Below are 22,719 nucleotides of genomic sequence, written 5' to 3'. Positions count from 1 at the left end.
TCACTTATGATGGCAGAATTTTGTTCTGGACATATTCCTTTGTCGGGCTAAAGCCTCGACCTACAGGTGTTAGGTCTAGGAGTATGCGGTTATCACTTATAATGGCAGGGTTTTGATATGGGGCTATTCCTTTGTCGGGCTAAAGCCTCGACCTACAGGTGTTAGGTCTGGGAGTGTGTGGTTATCACTTATGATGGCAGAATTTTGTTCTGGACATATTCCTTTGTCGGGCTAAAGCCTCGACCTACAGGTGTTAGGTCTGGGAGTATGTGGTTATCACTTATAATGGCAGGATTTTGATATGGAGCTATTTCTTCGTCGGGCTAAAGCCGCGACCTACAGGTGCTAGGTCTAGGAGTGTGTGGTTGTCACTTATCATGGAAGAATTTTGATATAGACATATTCCTTTGCCGGGCTAAAGCCGCGGCCTACAGGTGTTTAGGTTTGTAAACTTATTACGCGATATAAAATCGCTGCTACCAGGAAACGCCTCTGTCTGTGGTTATTATAGCAATAGTATAAATATGGTGTGTTCTAAGATTGTCGGGCATTAGGCCCGACAAATAGGGTGGGTGTTGATTACACCTATTTCAAAATCACACTCCGTAGTGTGATTTGTACCATTTAACTAGATTAGCAACGCCTTCTTTAACGCCTACTGCTGGTTTATAACCAACCGCGTCAAACAAGTCTGTGGTATCTGCATAGGTTTTATATACATCACCAGGTTGCATCTCTCGAAAGTTTTTAACCGCTTCAATACCTAACTCGTCTTCAATTGCTTTGATAAAGTCCATCAGGTTAATTGGGCTGCCGTGACCGATGTTATAAACCGAATAAGGTGCCGAGCTTGATGCCGGAGTGCCTGTTTCTACCTTCCAGTTATCTTCTCGTGTTGGAATAACCTCTGAGATACGTACAACACCTTCAACGATATCATCGATATAAGTAAAGTCTCGCCACATATCGCCATTATTATTCACATCGATTGTTTCACCGGCCAATATTTTTTTAGTAAAAATAAATGGTGCCATATCTGGCCTGCCCCAAGGGCCATATACGGTAAAGAATCTTAATCCTGTTGTCGGCAAATCATATAAATGCGAGTAACTGTGTGACATTAACTCATTCGATTTCTTCGTTGCAGCATATAAAGAAACAGGGTGATCAACTGAATCTGATGTTTCAAACGGTGTTTTTTCATTCAAACCATAAACAGAGCTAGATGAAGCATAAACTAAATGCTTCACTTTTGTGTTTCTACACCCTTCTAAAATGTTTAAATGCCCGATTAAGTTACTATCAGCATATGCATGCGGATTTTCAATTGAGTATCGAACACCCGCCTGGGCCGCTAAATGGATCACAACATCAAATTGTTCAGATTCAAATAACTGCTCTATTTCAGGTCTATTACTAATATCAATTTGCTTAAATCTAAAACCTTCATTTGGAACGGTATTTAAACGTTCTTTTTTTAAGTTTACATCGTAGTAATCGTTAATATTATCGATTCCAACTACATTATGACCTTTAGACAATAAGCTTTTACATACATCTGCGCCAATGAAGCCCGCGGCACCGGTTACTAAATACTTTTTAATTTCTAAACTCATATTAGTCACACCCAAAGATATCTCTTGTATACACCTTGTTAGCCACATCAGCTAAATCATCAGACATTCTATTTGAAATGATCACATCAGATAATGATTTTAACTCTTCAAGAGACTGGGTTACCTTCGAATGGAAGAATTCTTTTTCGTTAAAGGTTGGCTCATAAATAACGACTTCGATGCCTTTAGCTTTTATACGCTTGATTACGCCCTGAATGGCCGAAGCTCTAAAATTGTCAGAGCCCGATTTCATAACCAGTCTGTAAACACCTACTACTTTAGGCTGCTTTGCAATAATTGCGTCAGCAACAAAGTCTTTTCTGGTTGTATTAGCGTCTACAATTGCACGGATCATGTTGTTTGGTACATCTTGGTAGTTAGCCAATAATTGTTTAGTATCTTTTGGTAAGCAATAACCGCCATAGCCAAATGAAGGGTTGTTATAATGTGCACCAATACGAGGGTCTAAACTCACACCTTCAATGATTTGTTTCGTGTCTAAACCATGTGATTCAGCATAGCTATCTAGCTCATTAAAGTAGGCAACTCGCATCGCAAGGTAAGTATTTGAGAAGAGTTTAATAGCTTCGGCTTCTGTTGAGTCAGTAAACAAGATATCAATATCTTCTTTTAGTGCGCCTTGTGCCAATAGTGCAGAAAATACTTCAGCTCTTTCTGAACGCTCACCTACAATAATTCTAGATGGGTATAAATTATCGTAAAGTGCCTTTCCTTCTCTTAAGAATTCAGGCGAGAACATGATATTTTCAATATCGAACTTTGACTTTATTGAACTTATGAAACCTACGGGAACAGTTGACTTCACGACCATCGTTGCTGACGGCTCAATCTCTAAAACGCTTTGAATAACACTTTCAACTGAGTTGGTATTAAAGTAGTTTGTTTCAACATCATAGTCTGTCGGTGTTGCGATAATAACAAACTCAGCACCTTTAATAGCTTCTTGCTTGTCGACCGTCGCTTTAAAGTTTAGGTTGTCGTCCTTCAAGTATTTTGATATTTCTACATCTTCAATAGGAGAAACTTTATTGTTTAGCAACTCTACTTTAGATTCATCGATATCTAACGCTACCACCTGGTTATGCTTTGCTAGCAATAAAGCATTTGATAAGCCAACATAACCAGTTCCTACAACGGTAATTTTCATTTGATTTCACTCTAAATAAATTTTAATAATTTCTTCGTCAAGCAACTTAAAAAAGGCCTCAGAACCTACTAACTTACTTTTCAAGTTTGCTATAAGAGAGCTAATGAAGCCCTTCACTAATTTAAATAAACAAACGACAAATTATAACAAATCACAATTTAAACTTATACATTAAGAATGTGCTTTATCACATTGATTACTTCGATACATTAAAGTGCCGCTTTAATCAGCCTGCTAACGTAAAAACATTAATCTTCCGAGACAAAAAGCTGTACTTGAATCAGATATAGAAACTTGCTACCTAATATTAAAAATTAAGGCTAACGTTCTTAGCGATGGACGTAATGTAAGTGACTTAAGCATATGACGCAAAAATAGTTTATCGCCATTAACTCTATATGCCCTCGCTATCACGTGCTGTAGCCTAGATTTAAAAATATTGCGCTTTGACCTTGGTAGTTTAGCTAAATCACCGTCATATTTCTTCAATAGGTAGTTCACTGTATCTATGTGTTTATCCACATTGCCCGTTATTTGCCCTTTTACAGAAGAGTGTACAGTATAGAGTAGATTGAACTCTTGATCCCACATTGCTTTGCTATGTTTTAAAACTCGGATCCATAAATCATAGTCTTGTAATGACTTTAGTTTTTCATCAAAACCACCAACGGCATCAAAAAGCTCTCTTCTAAGTGCAACCCCTGATGTAGAGCCTATAAAGTTTCCAGACCAAATAGACTGCTCTTTGTCACTATGGCCACTTTTTCTAAAGCACTTTTTAAGATCTAAGTCTCGAACAAATTGCTTTCCAGTGTAAACAATTCCATAGTCTTTATTACTCTGTAAAACTTTCTGCTGACGCTGGATCTTGTCTTTTAACCAATAATCATCATCATCTAAAAAGTGTATGACTTCACCCTGGCTATTTTTTACTCCTAGATTTCTCGAAAAGTTACCACCCATTGAAGCTTCGTTATAAAAATATAAGAAGTGGATCCCTAAGCTACTTGCCTGCTCTTTGAAACCTTTTATGGTTTCTTCAGGCAACCGCTTATCAGAAAAATCATCCACAATAATAAGCTCATGTGGAACAAACGACTGTTCATAAACAGAGCTAACAGCACGCTTCAAATACTCTACTCTATTTTTTGTTGTTATAACTACAGAGACTTTCATTACCTAAACCTCTTATATGCTATTTTTTTTATAAAATCAGGTGACATTCTCATCATAAAAAATGCACCTATAAATAAGAGATCCGAAAATCTATGAGAAAGCTTCTTAAAGGCAATGTACTTAAAACGAACTTCATTAAACACCTTCTTTTTATTTCTTCTTTTGAAGAAATCTTTATCAACCCTAAATTGTAAGAGCGCCTTATTTACATTGCCAAAAACAGCCCCATGCAGCATTAACCTCACCCATAACTCGTAGTCTTGAGTATTCATCAAAGTACTGTCATACCTAAAGCCTTGCTCTTTAAATAAGTTCGCTTTCATCATTACTGATGGGTGATTTACAGGGCATCTTCGGACTATATTTTTTCGTATTTCTTGATGAGATGAGTTCATTGTCTTATGTTGCTTAAAAGCACCAAATTCATCAATTTCCTCAACGTCAGTGCCAAGCACATCAATATTGTGTTTTGAAATTAAACTAACCTGTGTTTCAAATCGCTCAGGTAAAGAGATATCATCAGCATCCATTCTTGCGAAGTACGCATAGTCCTTACTACATGCCTCGTCTAAAAGCATATTCAGTCTAGCTGCTAGCCCTATATTATCACTATAAAAAAACACTGAAGCTTTAGGGCTTTTACTTACTTCCTCAAGGTAAACTCTCACTTCGCTTTCTACTGGACCATCAACCGCAATGTAAAAATGAAAATCCTGCAAAGTTTGTTGAAAAATACTTTCCACAGAAAGTTTTAAGAAGTCTAATCGATCTGTCTTGTATACAGACATTAAAACGGCAATCTTACTCTGCATTTTTTAGTTCCAACTTAGCCCCCAACTCAAGGTCAAAGCTACGAGGTGAGAAACGACCTAAACCATTTTCCGGAAAGTTAGTTAATTCGCCAAAATAAACTTTGTCATCAAGTATATAAAGATCTACTCGAATAAAATCAAAATCTCTAGATAACTTATTAGCTATTTGGCATGCTTCTTCATACAACCCGGGCTTAGGAATCTTTTCACCTTTCTCATAAACAAATTTAGTATCAAGTAAATCGAACGTATTGTTATATAAGTTTCTTCTATGTGAACCATAACGGTCCAAGTCCACTTGAACTAATTCAACACTCCCGTTGAAGCAGAAAAACTTATAGTCTGGCGGAACGTCAGATTCGAACGTTATAAACTCTTCTACAACAAGCTCTCGGGGAGTATTTTTATAAACCCATTCTCGCCCTAAAAGGTAGTAGTTATTTTTTTTCCATTGCTCAGTTTTACTAAACACCAATTCATAAGAGTCCTTGCTTTTATCAACAATAAAGACCATCTGAGAGCCATGTCGAGCTTTGATAACGAACTTATTAGGTAACTTTTCCCATACATCTCTAGAAAATACTTTTCCACTCCATAATAAAGGTATAAGTTCGACACTACTTCCTAAAGATTGGATATAGTCTCTAACTAAAAGCCTATCAGCCGACTTTTCTCGCAAGGATATTTCTCTCTCAGAAACTAAGCCGCATTTTTTTCTAAATATTTTTTCGTTAAAACTCTTACCATTAAAATTCGGAATTTCTCTATGGTAAAAAGTATATTTAATGGCTGAAAAAAGGCTATCTGGAATAGGCTTTAGCAGCAAAGCAGCAATAGATTTTAAACGCAAAGTTGACTCCCGTGATTAACTGTCGGTTTATTAGGAATGTAAACCGATTTGCTGAGGATAAAGCTTAAACAAATGAAGACACCATAAGCAGAACTCAACTCATATGATAGGTGCCACTGAATCAAAAAATATACAGCTATTAAATATATGTAATCTAAGTCTGTATATTTCCCATAAAACTTATAAATTTTTATAAAACAAAGCAGTATAATTGACCAAAATGTGCCTGCAAGTATAAAACCGCCTACAATTAACATCTCTAATGATAAACTATGAGGGTAAAAGCCAAGCAGCAACTCATACGAACGTAGACCAAATCCATAAAATTGTTGGGAAATAAGACTGAAAACACCAACATAATATTTATATCTAGCCTCTTCTTCTACTGAAAAAACCAGCCTTTCCATCTTAACAAAAAAGAAAGTAAAGAATGACTGAATGAGTTCCCAATACAATATCAAAACAGGGGCAATGCTTAGTAGCAGGTAAGCAATATGCCTTTTTCTTTGATATTTAAAGCTCATAAAAGTTAGGATCAAAAGCGTTCCGAGTAACGCTCCTCTCGCTGGCGTCATTACCAATGATATTAAAAGGAAAAGAAGACTAAATAGTAAAAGTACTTTCTTGATAAACCCATTTGATTTTATGTAAAGCAGATAATTAGCAATAACAGCCATACCGATTGGTAAAGCTAAATTAAGATAGCTCAACGCGCCAAATCCAGAAACCTTAATAACTCCAAGAAATCTTGACAAACAGAAAAAAACACCATAGCAAACAGCAAGCTTTACTAGAAAAGAGCCGCTTAAATCTGTTCTATTTGCAAAAAAGATAGAAAGAAATGTAAATAATAAGATACTTATTATTTTCATCGCATAAGATGTTGTCAACGAACTATAGCCTTGCCAAAATGACGACATTAATAAGGCAAAAAACAGAGTAAAAACAGCTAGAGCATATAGACCGTCAATATCAATTTCAAAACGCTTTATACCAATTAAAAGAATAGCAAAACCTATCCCTATACATGCAAAGTTAAGAACAGGACTAAATAAAAAGAATTTCATTGAAGGTAAGAACATGGCCATAAATAGCCACGTCAATACCAATTTAGATAAAATTACTTCAATAGAGAACGAATAACTTTTACCCACTCTGCTTCCCATTTGGATTTAGAAAAAGCCTTTTCAACTGTTTTAAAACCATTATTTTGATATAAATAAAGTTTTTCTTTATTTTCAATTAGCGTCGAGACCTCTTCTTTAAAAGAATCTAAAGTTGGAGGTACCAAAGAGCCATTAAACTGATTTAGAATAATATTAGTCATACCGCCTACATTTGACGCTACTACTGCACAGCCAGATGCCATTGCTTCTAAAAGAGATAAAGAAGTCCCCTCAGAACCCACTGAAGGTACAAGCGCGATTGAATATTCCGAGTGAAAATCAATTGACTCAGAGCTTTCAAACTTAGTCATAAATATACGCTCATTATTATTAACTAAGTCCTCTACCTCTTTCTTTTTAGGACCATCACCAGCAAAATGGAACTCAACATTCTTGTACTTATCAACCAAATACTTAGCAAGTGGAATGGCTATTTCAACCCCTCTTCTCGCAACAAAGCGTCTTGCAAAAATAATTTTAATCACATCTTCTGATTTTCTAAAAGGTCGCTCAGGCACATCTGTAAAGTTAGGGATCACATGTACATTGTTTGAGATTTGCCCTGATGACCTGTAAGTTCTATACCAATTTAAGAAGTTATAATCGACACAAACCGCAGCTGATGCATTTTCAAAGATTTTAATTGCTTTGTATCTTTGAAGAAGTTTATATAACCATGTTAAACCTGTTTTCACCATGAGTCTTTTGATTGGTGAATGCATAGCCTCTGTATCAAAACCAATGCCATGCTGTATATTTATAGCCTGAAACTTATTTTGAGATAGTGAATATTGATCTGAACCCCAGATCAGCAAAGTGTCAGATCCTGAAAAGCGCTTTTCAACTTCATCAAACGCTTTTTTGGCATTAATTTTTCCATTTGTTGAAACCCCTCTAACGATATAGTGCTCGGTTTCAACTTCGAACTCTTGTTCTGCACTTTGGTAAATATATGGTTTTACACCAAAGTTACTGAAAATAACCTTTGATAGTGCAGCTAAATATGTCTGAATACCACCTATCGTTATTTTCTTTCCATCTAAAGAATAAAGCCTATCAATGATTATAATAAAATTCTTCATTCTATAGTTTCTCCAACATAGCATCTAAAACTGAACTAGATTCTTTCTGTTTCTCTGCTTTAGTTTTTAGTAGTTCAGAAACGATTTCTTCATAGTTATCACTCACAAGAGATTCGTAATGACTAAAGCCATTATTTTCATCAAAAAGAATCACACCTGACAACTCTTTAGATGCCTGAACTAACTTAGGCTCAATAGGAAGAGCCACTACTGGTACACCTAAGAGAACAGAATATATTACACCATGATATCTACTAGAAAAAATCATCTTATAACTACCAAGTTTGTCTAGAAAGGAGTCTATAGTCATAGATGTAGGGTCCCATTCATATAAGCTTAAACCCTTTTCTCGTATAAACTCCTTCAACTTTGTGTCTTTACCGAATGTCACAAAATCTATCATGTTTAGATCGAGCCCGCTCAAAGCTTCGAATAAGTGCTCTATTGTGTATTTGGAATTTGTGTGCTCCCAATCTCGCAAAATAACTGCTATCCGTCCTGAATCTTTCTTACCGACCTCAACATTCTTCGAAAGGCACAAATCAACTGTTTTTATTACACCGATTTTTTTTTCATTTGCATATTGAATACTTCGTTCATCTCTTAGAGCAACAAAGTTTGACCGACTCATTCTTTGCAACACATTTTCTTTAATAACAGATCCTTCCCTGAATGGACCTAAGCCAACAGCAACATAGAGTTCGTTTTCATATTCAACAGGTTTTCTTGAGCTATCAAGAAGTTTATTTTTTATTTTGTTAAATGCATATCTAGGGTTTGTGAAAAAGCCTAGAATCTGTTTATTATTCCTGCCTTTACCAAAATCATAGAACTGTGTTCCCCCTCCATAAATAAGGTTTTCACACTTCACGTTGTACAAGTCTTTTTTTGTCAAAACATCTGTCGAAGGATACCAAGTTGATATATATACATCGTTACTACCCCATATACAGATCTGCTCACCGCTGAATTTGCTTCGTAGCTTCGAGTAAATCACATCCAATAATGCATCATCACCGAAGTTATATGCGCCATATGCACCACGAATTAAGCATTTATACTGTTTCATTTTTAGACTCTATGTAATAACGTTCTGATTTTAGTAAAGTGTTAAAGTTTTGAATATTTTCTCTTGTCTTAATTACTTTTGCTGGGTTTCCACCTATTATTGAATAACTCGGAAAGCTTTTTGTTACTACACTTCCCATAGCAACGACTACTCCGTCACCTAACTCAACTCCAGGAGAGATCTTGACACCAAATCCTATCCAACACCCACGACCTATCACTACTTTCTTTTCATCAATACCATGATCATATGGAATTAGAGTTTTTGATTCATAATTATGATTAGCAGTCCAGATAACTGACTGAGGAGCAAATATTGTTCCATCACCAATTTCTATACCACCTGCTCCATACCAATACGCTTCAGGTCCCACGTAACAGGCTTTGCCTATCTCAATTTTTTCAGAAACAAAAAACTTACCAGGAGAAATAATTGACTGTTTACCTAAAGATTTAAATTTGTCTTTCTTAAATAAACGTTTAATGAATTTTGAAATCATATTTTGCACATATAAAAATAAGGCCTAAAAAACGAACACCAACAAAAACGGCTATCGCGCCCATCAAACCATATAGGTAAATAAATACGGCTCCGGCTATTATCGTAATAACCAACTGTAATAAATATACTTTATTAAGGTAAGCTAATAGGTCTCTTCTGACCAAATCCAACCTGACTACGCCCGCAATAAAACTAAAAAACATGCCAATTAATATATATGGAATGTAACTAAGTGATGCACTAAACTTATCTTCGAAATAAATATCAATAATCAACCAGCTCACAAAATAGTAAGCTAATAAAAAGCACACAGCCACAAAAGATAACAAGGCCAGGTTTCGTAATCTTAGTAATTCAGGTTTGTTTTTAATGAATGGCAGCATTGCTGAATTTACTGCGGTAGCTGCTATGGAAACAATTGTGCATACAGTAAAAGCAGCACCAAATACTCCCAAACTTTGCTCGTTGACCTCTCCTGCTTCACTATAAAACTTTAACCACCAAGTTTCAGACCTAACCATAATTAAAGAGGATATTTCAAAAAAGTAAAAACCTCCCGCCATGGACTTAAATAAATTAAAGTCCATATTGATTGTCAACTTACCGAAATAATAATAAAAAAGTACAACTAAAGTAGCTATTGCAACAAAGGTAAATACATACACTGGCTCGTCAATCTTATCGACTAGAATGAAAACCAAAGTAAAAACTAATATATTCTTCAGTGGAAGATGCAAGGCATACTGCTTGAATTTTTTTTTACATTGAAGATTAGATAAATGGCTATCAAAAAAAGAAAAAATAAACCCTGTAACAAGGCTTATTAAAATCATAACATCAGACAGCAGACCCACTAAGTACAATAAAAAAGCACCAGTAGAAAAAGAAAAAACAAGAAGTAGTTTTAATGATATAAACTTTCCTTCAAGCGCTTCATCATTATTAAAGATATAGCTATTATTTATTCCGATACACGGTAGTGTCGTTGCTAAAGTAATTATCGAAAGGTAAAAATAAAAATTGCCAAAGTCTGTTACAGACAACTCTGACATTAGTACAAAAGATACCAAAAATGCGATAAACGCAGACACAAGGCGCGACGCGCCAATATTAAAAACGGCATTTAATAAAGTCATAATCTTCAGGTAAGCGCTATTAAGTTATGACAAAAATGAAGTTATCATATTTTTCATGTGTCAAAATTTTAATCATCTTCACTAAAGTGACTAGCAATGCTATCAAGGATACGTAAAACAGCTTTGCCATCTCCATATGGGTTATGCGCTTCACTCATTTTATTGTATGAATCTTGGTTTTGGAGAAGTATGTTAATCTCATTGATAATTTTTTCTGGATCAGTTCCCACTAACTTAACGGTTCCAGCATTAACTGCTTCAGGACGCTCTGTAGTATCTCGCATTACAATTACAGGTTTACCGAGGCTAGGCGCTTCTTCTTGAATACCACCAGAATCAGTTAAAATTAAATAAGCGCGATCCATTAAATAAACAAAAGGTAGGTACTGTTGAGGCTCGATTAAATAAATATTATCAATACCTTCTAACAACCTATTTACTGGCTCCTGAACATTAGGGTTCAAGTGCACAGGATAGATGATTTGCGAATTAGGGTTTGATTTCGCAACTGAAGATAATGCCTTACAAATATTTTCAAACCCCTGCCCAAAGCTTTCTCTTCTGTGGCCAGTTACTAATATTAACTTCTTTGATGGTTCTATAAACGAGAAACTTGTTGCTAAACTCTCGATTAACGCTTTATCGGCTTGAAGCTTATCTTTAGCAAGAAAAAGAGCATCAATAACAGTATTACCAGTTACAACAATACTGTCATCAGAATAATTCTCATTTAATAAATTTAGCTTTGAAGATTCAGTAGGTGCAAAATGGAGAGTAGTTAAAGCCCCAGTTAACTTCCTATTAGCCTCTTCAGGCCATGGCGAGTAAATATTCCCTGTTCTTAAACCAGCTTCAACATGACCCACAGAAATTTGCTCATAATATGCTGCAAGGCTCGCAGCAAATGTGGTGGCAGTATCTCCATGAACCAAAACAATATCAGGCTTGAAAGACTTCAGAACCGGTGAAATTTCAACCAAAATTCGAGCGGTAATATCTGACAAAGACTGCCCCGGCTTCATGATATTAAGATCAAAGTCTGGAGCTATATCAAATAAATCAAGTACTTGATCAAGCATTTCTCTGTGTTGCCCGGTAACACAAACTTTTGAACTGAATCTATTATCTTTTTCAAGCTCTTTAACTAAAGGCGCCATTTTTATTGCTTCGGGACGAGTACCGAAAACGCTTAGAACTTTAATTGCCATTGATTTCTACCTAAATATATGATTCGAATTAATGTTTTCTAACCCAACTTAAAATGCGCCAAATATGAAGTAAGCTATAAATATAGATTAAAAAAATGGCAATAAAAATTGAAAACATAACCCATTCTGATATGCCGAGCATGTCTAAAGTACAACCCAAAGATGCCAGGATAACTGACATGATTGCTATTCTTATAAGCGATTGTTTTCTGCTATACCCTGCTCTTTCGAAAATATGGTGCAAGTGCTCTCGATCAGGTTTAAATGGGGAAACTCCTTTTTTTATTCTTCTATACATAATTGCAACCATATCCATTAATGGTATAGCAATTAAATATAAAGCTGTAACGGGCTTGAAAGCTTGCACATCTGAGTCCGTTCCGATAAGTAATAGCCAAACTATTGTAAGGCCAATAAGCATACTTCCAGCATCCCCCATGAACACTTTAGCCATACTCTTTTTCGGCCACCTGAGATTAAAAAGTAAAAAAGCGATAATAGAAGCAATGAATAACACTGCAAGTAAATACCAATGTGAACTTGCTGCACTTAACATAATTGCAAGCCCTGAAAAAGCTACCAGACTTAATACACCAGCCAACCCATCTATGCCATCAACCATATTAAACGCATTTATAGCTGCGATTACAGCTATTACGGTTACAAAAGGACCAAGCACACCCAAATTTAGTTCAAAAAAACCTAAAATATAGCCAAAACTATTTAATAAAAGTTTTGCTTCATAGATCATAACTAAACCAATTATAATCTGTGCTAGCACCCTTGAACGTACACTCAAAGAGTACTTGTCATCAAGCACTCCTAAAATTAGTATAAAAGACGTTATTACTAGGTAAACAGCATACTGATATGAATATTCAAAAAAGAATAATGACGATATCAAAACACCAAAATATATAGCAACACCACCAATTAGAGGAATTCTCCCTTCATGCTTTTTTCTAGAGCAAGGTGTATCAACAAGCCCAATTCTAACAGCCATAGGCTGAACAAGAATTATTGCTATAAAACAAAAAGAAAATGCGGTAATCAAAGGAATAATATTATTCATAAATTACATTACCTAAATAAAATTAAAGTTATTCATTGAGATACAGTTTTAACCTTCATTTTTTACGGTATTAAAAAATTTAGTAACTACTATTAATACACCTAACAAGAAACCTGCAATAAAGCCTAAAATGCATATAAGCGCTCGACGAGGTCCATCCTTTACTTCTGGAACTAGAGCAGGGTCAATTGTCTTAAAAACATACTCCTCACGAACATTCGCAAACATTATAGTCTTAGTTTGCTCTTCTATTAAACTATGAAGAGCGCTCTTAATGTCTGAAACATTTGTTTCCTTTAACTCATTTTTTAGGAAAGCAATACTCTCTTCAGCTTGCAAAATATCTGACTGCCTAAGCTCTTCGTTTATTTCCAGCACAATATTATCAACCCAATACTTCGCTACAAATGGAGAGTGGTGCATGACGGTTAATGAAATCAAACCAGTTTCTTTATTTTGAGTGATATTGAAAACTCTCAAAAATGCTGCATGTGCTTCCTGGTAAGAGGGCTTGGGCTTAAAAGGCGATGCGGCCTTACGAACCCACTTAGAATTAGTTTCATCATATAGCTCAGAATTATAAATAACTTTATTTGTACCCCTATTCCATCCATCTGATGCCATTAAATCTGGCAGTATTCCATACTTTTCGACAAATGAAGAAATAAACTTTCTCGAACTAACAATTTGCATAGCCAACTGTATCTTATTGACACCAGTATCGTTACCAAGGTTTATATTAGCTAAACTCGCTAATCCTCCCAGTTGGCTTGTGAGCATCCCACCAATTCCTGTGGCATTATTTTGAGAGACAGGCGCAAGGATCACTTCAGCTTTGTATACATCTTTTTGGTTCAACGCAAATATTACGGATAGCAATGATAGCACTGTGCATGAAAAAATAATTATCCACTTTCCCTGCCACATTTCTTCAAATAGTTGTTTTAATGTAAAACTGTTACTAGGAGAGCACTCTTCCTTACCTGAGATAACATTTTTCATTTAGAACCTCTATAAAGCATTTTACATCTCACCTGTTTTATATCCTTGAAATTGCAGCTATGCTAGTTGACAGCTGGAATAGTATCTGAGTCGCTGTATTCCAAAGTGTTAGACTATCCATATATGAGGGATCCATTGGAACAACAATAGTATCGCCTGGCTCTAATTGGCTTTGGTAATTAACAGAGAACCACCCCGATGATTTTGGAATGAAAACAGCACCGTTAGCTTTAATGACATAAATTTGCTCTTCATTAGCTCGGTCTTTAATACCACCACTTAATTCTAAATACTGCTCTATTGACACACCTGACTTATATAAATGTGAAGATGAGTAATTAACTTCGCCAATAATTGAAACTGAATCTTGCCTTCCCGGTACAAATAAAGAATCACCATCTTGTAATATTAAGAGCTCATCTTTCTTTAATATTCCAGGTAGGTCTATAACAAGTCTCCCAACAGCTTCAACACTTGCTAGGTCATTCAAAAGTCTGCTAACTTCATCATAGTTAATTGAGCTTCCACCACCCACAGATTGCTGAAAGCTTTTAGATGCTATTTCTTTTCTTAACTCTTCCGAAAGCTTAGCTAACTGAGCCTGTTCTTGCTTTTTAATAGCATTCCTAGTGAATATCGCTGCCTTTGGTTCTGCATGAGCGGATAACCCCCCAGCACGCTCAATAACGTCATATAAAGTTTCACCGCGGTTTACGGTGTAAGTTCCTGGGAATCGAACTTCACCAGCAAGATTCACCTTATAATCATCTTGCCAATTCGGTTGCATAAGTACATTTAATGTATCTTTTCCTTCCAGTTGCATGGCTAAGACTTTTTCATCGTTGATATCGATTTGCAGATGCTCAAAAAGACTTGATTCTGTATTAATAAACCTTGTTAACTCAGCCTTTTCTGTGAAAGCTGATTCTAGCAGGCCGCCTGCAGCTTTAATCGCCTTCTTTACTGTTAAGTTTGATGACAAAGGGTATTTCCCTGGGAATCGAACTTGCCCACGCACTTCTAATATATGTGACTTTGTTAGGTTAGAGCTTTGAAACTCTAAGCGTTTTAATACTGGTCTTAGTAGCTCTTTACGACTAAAGCTTGCATATATTTGATCTTCAAATGTACTGAAAGTAGTAGATTTATTTTCTGAAATTTCATTGGATAGTTTAACTGTGTTCTTAAACTGTTCAAACTCAAAAATATGCCATAATTTAACTTTTTCCTGTTGACGTTTCTGCTCTTCTGTCAAAGCTAAATTTGCTAGCGCCAATTCTTCAACATCTTTCTTCTGAAAGCGACTAAAAACATAGATTTCATCATTCTTTTCAAGAGCGATATTTTTGCTCTGAAGCGCGTCTGCAAGAGAGAATTGAACTACCTCTATTTCACCTAGCGCAGATTTCTCTCTGACAATGATTGAATAATTAAAATCGGCTTGAGGAAGTAAGTCATCTCGGAAGTTTAAAAACAACTTATCAACGGTAATACCTTCATACCATTCGTACGAGCCAGGCCTAACTACCGCACCGATTAAAGTAACGGAATTTGTAACGGCTTTACTCACCTCTTTTACAGTAAGTAGATCCCCGGCTTTTGGCATAAAACCACTAGTTGACTCAGAAAAATCAGCAGAAATGATGCGACTTTTTGCACCATCGACAATTCGGCGGACAGTTACATTCTTAGTGAATGCATTTTCTTTAAAGCCACCAAACATTTTTACCAATGATGCTTGATCATCTTCTTGCGTTAATTCAAAAATTCCTTCTCTTTTAACCGCACCATTCACCGTTATTTGTGGGCCAACCGATGGAATAAATACGACATCACCAGAGCGAAGATTAATGTCACCCTCAGTGTTACCATCTAGTAGTAGGTCGTATAAATCCAAAGTAGCGACTGTTTTACCATTTCGTTTTACCTGAATATTTCTCAAACTAGCTATGTCAGTCAAGCCACCAGAAGCGTATAAAGCATGAGTTACAGTAGATAGTGGCGAAACCATAAAGCTGCCAGGCTTGTAAGCTTCGCCGACAACCAAAATGCGCATTGGATTTAATTGAGACATTGAAACGAGCACATTTAAACCAATTGCTTCTTTTTTGATTTTATTTTGAATTAGCTTTTTGAATTCACCATATTTTAGGCCAGCAACTTGCTCTGGTGAAAAGTTAGGGATCAATAAACGCCCTTCATTGTCTATTTTTAAAGTGTGAGAAACACTTTCTTTACCATAGAAAGCAACAGTTACCAGATCACCTCGACCTAACACATAGGCATCTGTTACTGATGCGTTTTCCGGTGGAGCGAAAGTAGTCGGGCTACCAGAAAAAAGCTCATAACCAAACGGCTTCAGAGGTTTATCAGTCGGATTTAAGCGCTCGATTCCGTTCTTTTTTTCAGTCCCCTCACGCTCATTCACAGACTGATTTTCTTGAGTCGATGCTTGAGATAGCTTAGAGCTATTACCTAAAGAAGATAAATTGATGCCATATTGCTTCGCAAGTGCTTCTTGCTGAGCTCTTGGCAATTTTTTAAACTGTTCAATTTGTGCTTGGGTTGGTGTAAATGCCAGTGAAATGCTTGAAAAAAGCATTAAAATCAATACAAAAACACGTTTAAAAAACATATTCAAACTTAAATCCTATAAGCTATGGCCAAAAAGATTGCATATTCTACACGAATTACCATACATAGAAAAAGGGGCTAGCGCCCCTTTTTTTGTCTATATTACAAGTTTACGACAATGCTCTGTTAAAAGCTGTAAACTAATGTTAAAGACGTTTCAGTATCTGTATTTTCTTTATCATCACTTACATCTGAGTTATGCGTGATGTTATAAGCAAATTTCATCTGTAGTGAGCCGTTGATTTTTGTCAATAGTGCAGATTCAGATACCGTTTTTGTATTTGTATCACCATATTCAACTGCAACTAATTGAGTGAAGCGTGCGTTATCTGAAATCTGCCAGTTATAGTCTAACTTCGCAACGCCAATTGCTTCACTCTCTGTTTCTCCAGCTAGTGAAAAACCATTTTCATCAAGTTCAGAGCTATCCTCTTGGTGTTCAAAGCGCTTAATACCAGGACCAATCTCAGCATTTAAATACATATCGCTACGATTAAGTAAACGTAAGCCATAACCTACAGAAAGTACAGCTTCATTACGGTATGCACCAAAGTAATCTGAGTCATACGAACCATAGACGAATAAGTGGCTATGATCTTCATTTAACTTATAGTTACCTTGTGCAGATGCTGAATACTTTTCATTAGTACGCTTTTTCTCACGCACGCCTTCATCATTTTCAATTTCATCCTCTTTATAGATACCGTCTAGCTTGTACTCGTTGTTCCAGCTCTCTAAATGATGCTTTGCTTTGATGCCACCTTTAAGTGTAGTAGTTGAGGTGTTACCACTGGTGATAATCGCACCTACTTCACTTGTTACATCCCATGTTTTCTGCTCTTTCGCTTCTTCTGCGAAACTTTGAAAAGAGGTTGCTGCAATAACGCAAAGAGATAAAAGTTTTAATTTCATTTATAGATTACCCTGTAATTAATCTTTATGTAGGTGAACATCCATTTGTGGATATGGGATAGCAATATTAGCTTCGTCTAACGCGATTTTAATGTTTTCGACCAAGGCAAAGTAAGTTGGCCAATACTCTGTTGTGTTAACCCAAGGTCTAACAACAAAGTTTACGCTTGAATCAGCTAATTCAGAAACAGCAACAGTATAGGCTGGTTCTTTTAATATGCGAGATTCTTTGTCTAGTACACTATTTAATACTTCTTTTGCTTGGCGAAGATCAGCGTCATAACTCACACCGATAACTAAATCGATACGGCGAGTTTTTTGGCGAGAGTAATTAACAATCGCGCCACCCATGATTGCTGAGTTAGGCATGATGATGACTTTATTATCTGGAGTGCGTAATTCTGTCGCAAATATCTCTATGCGTTCAACGCTACCCGCTTTGCCGCCTGCTTCAATATAATCACCCGACTTGAACGGGCGAAGAATGATAATTAATACACCAGAAGCAAAATTCGATAAAGAGCCTTGAAGCGCCAAACCTACGGCTAAACCTGCAGCACCTAAGATGGCAACGAACGATGTTGTTTCGATACCAACTTGCGATAAGGCCATTAATACCGTCGCAGCGAATACCAGCGCATAGACAATATTTGAGATAAAGCCAGCAACCGCTTTATCAATTTTTCTTTTTGCAAATGCTTTCTCGGTTAAATTACCAAAGAACTTAGCGACCTTTAATCCTAATAGTAGAATTACGATGGCTAAAATGCCTTGCAAAATATAGTGAGTAATTAGATCTGAATTTTCGTTGATCCAGTTGATTAGAACGTCCATGCACTCTCCTTAATTTTTTGATGAGTGATTTTTTGCGCATTATACATGCTGAATATGAACTTTACCTTTATGAAAAAATACTTTTTCATTAAATCTAAATAAAATCGAATTTATGCTTTGCAAGCCGAGTTTTTTTATGTATTATGCGCGCCACACCAAACAAGGTGGTATTGCGGCGGCTGTAGCTCAGTTGGTAGAGCCCTGGATTGTGATTCCGGTTGTCGTGGGTTCGAGCCCCATCAGTCGCCCCATCTTCTCTTTTGTCTTTTCGTACCAGAAATCTTATTTTTAAATTCCGGGTTTTCATCTTTTCATTTTAAACTTCATTAAAGTATTGCTCTGTTCTTCTGTCGCCATGAGTGACCACCTTCAAGCGTATACTCCAAATAACCAATGCCTTTTTTAGAACCTAAAAACTATTATTTACTTGTATTTAAATCATAAATCGGTTGTAGCTTACTAAAACAGTTAATATTGTCGCCATAAATGACGACCTACATTAAAACTGCATCCTTTAATTTTTCTCGATAATTTAAAAATAAGCGTTGAAAGTAATAACTAAGAGCCTAGCTTACTCTGAGCAAACACCATCAGTTCATCAACCGGCATTGGCTTAGCAAGTAAGAATCCTTGAATTTCATCACAGCCCATTTGCTGCAAACGCTCTAATTGAACTTGTGTTTCAACACCTTCTGCAATGGTTTTTAAACCGAGATTTTTACCAAGGGAAACGATTAACTCTGCGATCGCGCCAGTATCGCTCTCAGGAATGTCTTTAATGAAAGCTCTGTCGATTTTGAGACGAGATAAAGGCAACTTCTGTAAATAGCTTAGCGAAGAAAAACCGGTACCAAAATCATCGATGGCCACTTCAATACCATAACGTTTTAATTCGTCTAAGGTATCGATGACGCTTCCTATTTCGTCCATTACCACACTTTCAGTCACCTCAAGCTCAATCTTGCTACTTGGTACCTGATATTGCTCAAGTGTATTCATCACTGTTTTAGCGTAATCGGGCGTTTTAAATTGAGGCACCGACACGTTTACAGCGACACAAATATCAAGCCCTAACTGAGCAAAGCGTTTTTGCTGCTGACAAGCTTGCTCAAGTACCCATTGTCCTATTTCAACGATCAAACCTGAGCTTTCAGCTAGCGGCACAAAAATAGCAGGAGAAATATAGCGACCATTCCCCGATGGCCAACGTAATAAAGCCTCACAACCTATAATTTGCTGCGTTTTTAGAGAAAATTGCGGCTGATACCAGACTTCTAGTTTATATTGTTCGAAATCACTTCTTAATTGCCTGATCAAACCTAGACGCCATGCCATTTTTTCTTCTAAGTCTGATGTATACCAATCAAAAACCTTATGACTCTGCTTTGCTTGGTTAAGCGCTATGTAACCTTTCTTTAAGGTTTCTAGACCAGTGTCACTGAAGTCTTCACATTTACATAAGCCAATATGAAAGTGAATAGACAATAAATGCTCTTTCAACTGATAAGGAATTGTAAGCGCATCAACGAGTAACTCTTCATTAAAAGAGCTGGTCGGAAGTAAAAACGCAAAAACGTCAGCGCCAATTCTAGCTAAGGCTTTTGCGTTAGGAATATCTTGCTCTAGACGTTGCATGACAGCCATCAATAACTGATTGCCCACTTCTTGCCCTAAGCCATTATTGATATCTGAGAACTGAGCAATGTCTAACAAAATTAGAGATAAACCTTCGTCACAAGGGGTTTTCTCTAAATGCTCTACAAAGCTAGTGCGATTTGCTAACTTTGTTAAGGGATCTTTATATGCGACTTCTCTGATTTGGCTAAATAACTTTATGTTATCTAAACCCACACTGACGTTTGCTAAGAAGATCTCAGCAAACTGAATTTGCCGCGGCATCGGAGGCAAAGCGAGTTCAATAAAAATCGCTGCCTGTTCATTGTTTTTTTCTAAGAATAGCGTGAGATCATGCTCGGTCTGTTGATGACATTGCTGCTCAATACAAGTTTTGACCTGCATAATCGCACGGCCATTATCGAGTTGTTCAACACCTTGCCCTATGAATTCGTGATATTGCGTTGTACCACCTAACAAAACCAATGAATTAGTACCTGAAACTTGAGCACACACAAAGCCATTGGCGTCATTCGCTAAAATATTAGCCAACTGCATCACCACTGCCTGACTAAAGCCACTGATGTTGTTGTGCCCTAAAATCGCATTGGAGGCACTTAAAATATTTGTTAAACCTTCACTTTGGGCCTGAAGCTCACATATTTGTTGAAACGAACGCAAAGCAGTCATTAATGACGTCACTAGCTTACTTCGCGTAAGCTCAGTTTTCATTTTGTAGTCATTGATGTCGTATTCTCGAATAACTTGCTCTTCAGGCGCATGCCCTGGCTGGCCCGTTCTTAGAATAATTCGAACATTATGATTATCGAGATCGTCTCGAACTTTTTTGACAACTTTAAGACCAGCGTCATCTGACTCCATCACCACATCAAGCAGTAACAAGCATATTTCAGGATTATGGATTAACTCGTGAATCGCCTCCTCACCCGAATAAGCATGATGAAAGCGCAGCGCCTTGCCCCAAAACTCAACGCCAGATAAAGCAAGTTTGGTTACAGAGTGTATTTCAGGATCATCATCAACAACCAGAATGTCCCAGAAACTCTGAGGCTGATTATTATCTGGTGTATCATCTTCATGATCTAAAAACAAAAAGTCATCTTGCTCAGACGCCATTCAAATTCCTTCAACTTCTACCGCTTTAGTTAAAGTTTTATTATTTTTAATAAAACGTAAATGAAGTGGGTATGTTCGCTTGCTTTAAGGTATATCTTAATTGTTAGCTGAGGTAAACCCTAATGACTTCAACATCAATTGCTTAATTGCAACTTATTTATTTAGGTCATTGAATTAGTATAGACTATCTTATCGAAATAAAAGTAAAACTAGCCAATATCATTTGAGGAGTGCGGTTATTTCTATTCGTGCCAAAACGTTAAAGTTTAGCTTGCTAACTATGGTGCTTGTGCTTCTGGTATTGGTGTTTTTACCACGGCATTTTAGTATTCAGCAAGCAAGTGACCTCAGAGGCTCTGAGGAACAAATAAGACCTCTCCTATTTGACTTGAAACACTGGCCTCAGCTTATGGCATGGGATAAGTTCAGTCCAAAACTCAGTATTGATGTTTCATCTCCAAGCAACACCTTAGGCGCAAATGTATTTTTACAAACCTCGAGCGCTGATATTGAGATTACTATTACTGAAGTATCTCAAAGCCACCTACAGTACTCTATCTTGATCAATAATGAGCATGCATTGCTTGGAAACTTAAAACTCACTCACAACGATAATGTGTTAACCATAAGCCACTCATTGAAAGGCACCATTCATTCTACGGTGAGTGGGGGCATTATTGTTTTATATATTCGCTCACTTGTCGATAAAATGTTTACTTCCAGCGTAAATAATTTACGTTCACATATTCAACTTGCAGATAAGGACATGCAATGACGGTAAAAAAGGCGAATACTAAAGCAAGTCTCGCTTTACTGATTGAAGAGAAGCTTGGTTACCCAATGGTAAAGAAAGCGTCTTTTAAAAAAACGTCCGACCAACCTGAATACTCAGCACAAGGAAAGCGCACCGTCGAGTACTCTGTGCAATCGAATAATTCTGCACTCAAACGCGCACTCAAAAGGCAGCAGCTGCAAAAAGTACAACGACAAATTAATATTGAAGCCATTATGGCTGGCGCCTTAAGTTTATGCCCAGATGTGATCAGCAAGGGTCGCCCAGATCCCGACTGGCTCGAACATTTTATTGCGCTTGCCGAAGACATTACCAACCAGGCTATGCAAACTTTATGGGCTAAAATTTTGGTAGGTGAAACCCTATCTCCTGGCACATTTTCAATAAAAAGCCTACAAACACTTAAGCAAATGACCCAAAAAGAAGCCAACGCATTACAAAAATGCGCGCCTTTATGCGGTTTTGTTGAGTATGAAGGAAGCTACCTTATTATGCTGGGCTACTATAAAAAGCCGTCTTTCTTTGACCTTTTACGTAAAGGGAATAAAGAGTCAATTAACTTAGCCCAATCAGGCTTGAGCTTTCCCAATATTCTCACTTTGATGGATATTGGTTTAATGTACAGAAAAGAAATAGAATCGCCTAGCCTAAAGCAAGGGCAGAGTTTTAGTTTAAGCTTTCAAGGTCAAAAATTAACGCTGACAGCCAAGAGCAATGAGTTGGTCTTAAGTTATTATAAACTGACTCAAACCGGAGAGGAACTAAAACGCCTGATCACCGCACCGGTAAATAAGCAGTATAAGCAATTGTTAGAGCATGCAATGCAGGAAGAGTTTACTTGTGAATGGAGTTAGTTTTAGAGCAGTAAGCAGTAAGCAGTAAGCAGTAAGCAGTAAGCAGTAAGCAGTAAGCAGTAAGCAGTAAGCAGTAAGCAGTA

19 protein-coding genes and 1 tRNA gene are annotated in these 22,719 nt (G+C 36.8%); 3 read left to right on the top strand and 17 right to left on the bottom strand.

Going from position 1 to position 22,719, the window contains the following annotated elements; genetic code table 11:
• Window positions 1–596 precede the first annotated feature (596 nt).
• From AC1HJP_RS20780 to AC1HJP_RS20705, 16 genes are all read right to left on the bottom strand, one after another.
• Window positions 597–1,616, bottom strand: coding sequence for an NAD-dependent epimerase (locus AC1HJP_RS20780; protein WP_480363406.1), 1,020 nt, complete (start codon window positions 1,614–1,616; stop codon window positions 597–599).
• Window position 1,617: 1 nt separating this feature from the next.
• Complete coding sequence (locus AC1HJP_RS20775; protein WP_480363405.1) at window positions 1,618–2,784, bottom strand: nucleotide sugar dehydrogenase; 1,167 nt, start codon at window positions 2,782–2,784, stop codon at window positions 1,618–1,620.
• Window positions 2,785–3,081: 297 nt separating this feature from the next.
• The gene (locus AC1HJP_RS20770) at window positions 3,082–3,960 is read right to left on the bottom strand and encodes a glycosyltransferase family 2 protein (protein ID WP_480363404.1); all 879 of its coding nucleotides are present in this window, start codon (window positions 3,958–3,960) and stop codon (window positions 3,082–3,084) included.
• The gene (locus tag AC1HJP_RS20765; protein ID WP_480363403.1) at window positions 3,960–4,772 is read right to left on the bottom strand and encodes a glycosyltransferase; all 813 of its coding nucleotides are present in this window, start codon (window positions 4,770–4,772) and stop codon (window positions 3,960–3,962) included. The genes AC1HJP_RS20770 and AC1HJP_RS20765 overlap by 1 nt, the downstream gene beginning before the upstream one ends.
• The gene (locus AC1HJP_RS20760; RefSeq protein ID WP_480363402.1) at window positions 4,762–5,622 is read right to left on the bottom strand and encodes an ATP-grasp fold amidoligase family protein; all 861 of its coding nucleotides are present in this window, start codon (window positions 5,620–5,622) and stop codon (window positions 4,762–4,764) included. The genes AC1HJP_RS20765 and AC1HJP_RS20760 overlap by 11 nt, the downstream gene beginning before the upstream one ends.
• Window positions 5,613–6,710: a polymerase gene (locus AC1HJP_RS20755; protein WP_480363401.1), complete on the bottom strand. Its 1,098-nt coding sequence runs from the start codon at window positions 6,708–6,710 to the stop codon at window positions 5,613–5,615. Before AC1HJP_RS20755 ends, AC1HJP_RS20760 begins: the two co-directional genes overlap by 10 nt.
• A gap of 32 nt (window positions 6,711–6,742) precedes the next feature.
• The gene (locus AC1HJP_RS20750) at window positions 6,743–7,870 is read right to left on the bottom strand and encodes a glycosyltransferase family 4 protein (RefSeq protein WP_480363400.1); all 1,128 of its coding nucleotides are present in this window, start codon (window positions 7,868–7,870) and stop codon (window positions 6,743–6,745) included.
• Between the two features lies 1 nt (window position 7,871).
• On the bottom strand, window positions 7,872–8,939 hold the full coding sequence (locus AC1HJP_RS20745; protein ID WP_480363399.1) for a polysaccharide pyruvyl transferase family protein: 1,068 nt from the start codon (window positions 8,937–8,939) through the stop codon (window positions 7,872–7,874).
• Entirely contained in the window at window positions 8,926–9,438 is a 513-nt protein-coding gene (locus AC1HJP_RS20740) for an acyltransferase (protein WP_480363398.1), read from the bottom strand. Before AC1HJP_RS20740 ends, AC1HJP_RS20745 begins: the two co-directional genes overlap by 14 nt.
• On the bottom strand, window positions 9,419–10,576 hold the full coding sequence (locus AC1HJP_RS20735; protein ID WP_480363397.1) for an oligosaccharide flippase family protein: 1,158 nt from the start codon (window positions 10,574–10,576) through the stop codon (window positions 9,419–9,421). The genes AC1HJP_RS20740 and AC1HJP_RS20735 overlap by 20 nt, the downstream gene beginning before the upstream one ends.
• Before the next feature lie 68 nt (window positions 10,577–10,644).
• Window positions 10,645–11,784, bottom strand: coding sequence for a non-hydrolyzing UDP-N-acetylglucosamine 2-epimerase (wecB, locus tag AC1HJP_RS20730; protein WP_480363396.1), 1,140 nt, complete (start codon window positions 11,782–11,784; stop codon window positions 10,645–10,647).
• A gap of 28 nt (window positions 11,785–11,812) precedes the next feature.
• Window positions 11,813–12,856, bottom strand: coding sequence for a UDP-N-acetylglucosamine--undecaprenyl-phosphate N-acetylglucosaminephosphotransferase (gene wecA / locus AC1HJP_RS20725; RefSeq protein ID WP_480363395.1), 1,044 nt, complete (start codon window positions 12,854–12,856; stop codon window positions 11,813–11,815).
• 48 nt (window positions 12,857–12,904) lie between these two features.
• Complete coding sequence (locus AC1HJP_RS20720) at window positions 12,905–13,858, bottom strand: Wzz/FepE/Etk N-terminal domain-containing protein (RefSeq protein ID WP_480363394.1); 954 nt, start codon at window positions 13,856–13,858, stop codon at window positions 12,905–12,907.
• Window positions 13,859–13,895: 37 nt separating this feature from the next.
• On the bottom strand, window positions 13,896–16,493 hold the full coding sequence (locus tag AC1HJP_RS20715) for a polysaccharide biosynthesis/export family protein (RefSeq protein WP_480363407.1): 2,598 nt from the start codon (window positions 16,491–16,493) through the stop codon (window positions 13,896–13,898).
• A gap of 125 nt (window positions 16,494–16,618) precedes the next feature.
• Window positions 16,619–17,404 (bottom strand): DUF481 domain-containing protein, encoded by a 786-nt coding sequence (locus AC1HJP_RS20710; RefSeq protein WP_480363393.1) that lies wholly within the window; start codon window positions 17,402–17,404, stop codon window positions 16,619–16,621.
• A gap of 18 nt (window positions 17,405–17,422) precedes the next feature.
• Window positions 17,423–18,238: a mechanosensitive ion channel family protein gene (locus tag AC1HJP_RS20705; RefSeq protein WP_480363392.1), complete on the bottom strand. Its 816-nt coding sequence runs from the start codon at window positions 18,236–18,238 to the stop codon at window positions 17,423–17,425.
• A gap of 175 nt (window positions 18,239–18,413) precedes the next feature.
• Here AC1HJP_RS20705 and AC1HJP_RS20700 point away from each other — a divergent pair.
• Window positions 18,414–18,489, top strand: a tRNA-His gene (locus AC1HJP_RS20700).
• A 307-nt stretch (window positions 18,490–18,796) separates the two neighbouring features.
• On the opposite strand, the gene AC1HJP_RS20695 is transcribed toward AC1HJP_RS20700, so the two are convergent.
• Complete coding sequence (locus AC1HJP_RS20695) at window positions 18,797–20,989, bottom strand: bifunctional diguanylate cyclase/phosphodiesterase (RefSeq protein ID WP_480363391.1); 2,193 nt, start codon at window positions 20,987–20,989, stop codon at window positions 18,797–18,799.
• 409 nt (window positions 20,990–21,398) lie between these two features.
• Between AC1HJP_RS20695 and AC1HJP_RS20690 the strand changes: the two genes are divergently transcribed.
• The gene (locus AC1HJP_RS20690) at window positions 21,399–21,764 is read left to right on the top strand and encodes a hypothetical protein (protein ID WP_480363390.1); all 366 of its coding nucleotides are present in this window, start codon (window positions 21,399–21,401) and stop codon (window positions 21,762–21,764) included.
• The gene (locus tag AC1HJP_RS20685) at window positions 21,761–22,636 is read left to right on the top strand and encodes a TIGR03899 family protein (protein ID WP_480363389.1); all 876 of its coding nucleotides are present in this window, start codon (window positions 21,761–21,763) and stop codon (window positions 22,634–22,636) included. Before AC1HJP_RS20690 ends, AC1HJP_RS20685 begins: the two co-directional genes overlap by 4 nt.
• Window positions 22,637–22,719: the final 83 nt, after the last annotated feature.

Source organism: Pseudoalteromonas sp. NFXS53, assembly GCF_056629255.1.
Note: the sequence above shows the minus strand (reverse complement) of the source record. Positions and strands in the feature narration are given on the sequence as shown.

Excerpts from the sequence above, each read along its gene's own strand:
- AC1HJP_RS20780 (WP_480363406.1), bottom strand. The coding sequence starts at position 1,616 with ATGAGTTTAGAAATTAAAAAGTATTTAGTAACCGGTGCCGCGGGCTTC.
- AC1HJP_RS20775 (WP_480363405.1), bottom strand. The coding sequence starts at position 2,784 with ATGAAAATTACCGTTGTAGGAACTGGTTATGTTGGCTTATCAAATGCT.
- AC1HJP_RS20770 (WP_480363404.1), bottom strand. The coding sequence starts at position 3,960 with ATGAAAGTCTCTGTAGTTATAACAACAAAAAATAGAGTAGAGTATTTG.
- AC1HJP_RS20765 (WP_480363403.1), bottom strand. The coding sequence starts at position 4,772 with ATGCAGAGTAAGATTGCCGTTTTAATGTCTGTATACAAGACAGATCGA.
- AC1HJP_RS20755 (WP_480363401.1), bottom strand. The coding sequence starts at position 6,710 with ATGGCCATGTTCTTACCTTCAATGAAATTCTTTTTATTTAGTCCTGTT.
- AC1HJP_RS20750 (WP_480363400.1), bottom strand. The coding sequence starts at position 7,870 with ATGAAGAATTTTATTATAATCATTGATAGGCTTTATTCTTTAGATGGA.
- AC1HJP_RS20745 (WP_480363399.1), bottom strand. The coding sequence starts at position 8,939 with ATGAAACAGTATAAATGCTTAATTCGTGGTGCATATGGCGCATATAAC.
- AC1HJP_RS20740 (WP_480363398.1), bottom strand. The coding sequence starts at position 9,438 with ATGATTTCAAAATTCATTAAACGTTTATTTAAGAAAGACAAATTTAAA.
- AC1HJP_RS20735 (WP_480363397.1), bottom strand. The coding sequence starts at position 10,576 with ATGACTTTATTAAATGCCGTTTTTAATATTGGCGCGTCGCGCCTTGTG.
- wecB (WP_480363396.1), bottom strand. The coding sequence starts at position 11,784 with ATGGCAATTAAAGTTCTAAGCGTTTTCGGTACTCGTCCCGAAGCAATA.
- wecA (WP_480363395.1), bottom strand. The coding sequence starts at position 12,856 with ATGAATAATATTATTCCTTTGATTACCGCATTTTCTTTTTGTTTTATA.
- AC1HJP_RS20720 (WP_480363394.1), bottom strand. The coding sequence starts at position 13,858 with ATGAAAAATGTTATCTCAGGTAAGGAAGAGTGCTCTCCTAGTAACAGT.
- AC1HJP_RS20715 (WP_480363407.1), bottom strand. The coding sequence starts at position 16,493 with ATGTTTTTTAAACGTGTTTTTGTATTGATTTTAATGCTTTTTTCAAGC.
- AC1HJP_RS20710 (WP_480363393.1), bottom strand. The coding sequence starts at position 17,404 with ATGAAATTAAAACTTTTATCTCTTTGCGTTATTGCAGCAACCTCTTTT.
- AC1HJP_RS20705 (WP_480363392.1), bottom strand. The coding sequence starts at position 18,238 with ATGGACGTTCTAATCAACTGGATCAACGAAAATTCAGATCTAATTACT.
- AC1HJP_RS20695 (WP_480363391.1), bottom strand. The coding sequence starts at position 20,989 with ATGGCGTCTGAGCAAGATGACTTTTTGTTTTTAGATCATGAAGATGAT.
- AC1HJP_RS20690 (WP_480363390.1), top strand. The coding sequence starts at position 21,399 with ATGGCATGGGATAAGTTCAGTCCAAAACTCAGTATTGATGTTTCATCT.
- AC1HJP_RS20685 (WP_480363389.1), top strand. The coding sequence starts at position 21,761 with ATGACGGTAAAAAAGGCGAATACTAAAGCAAGTCTCGCTTTACTGATT.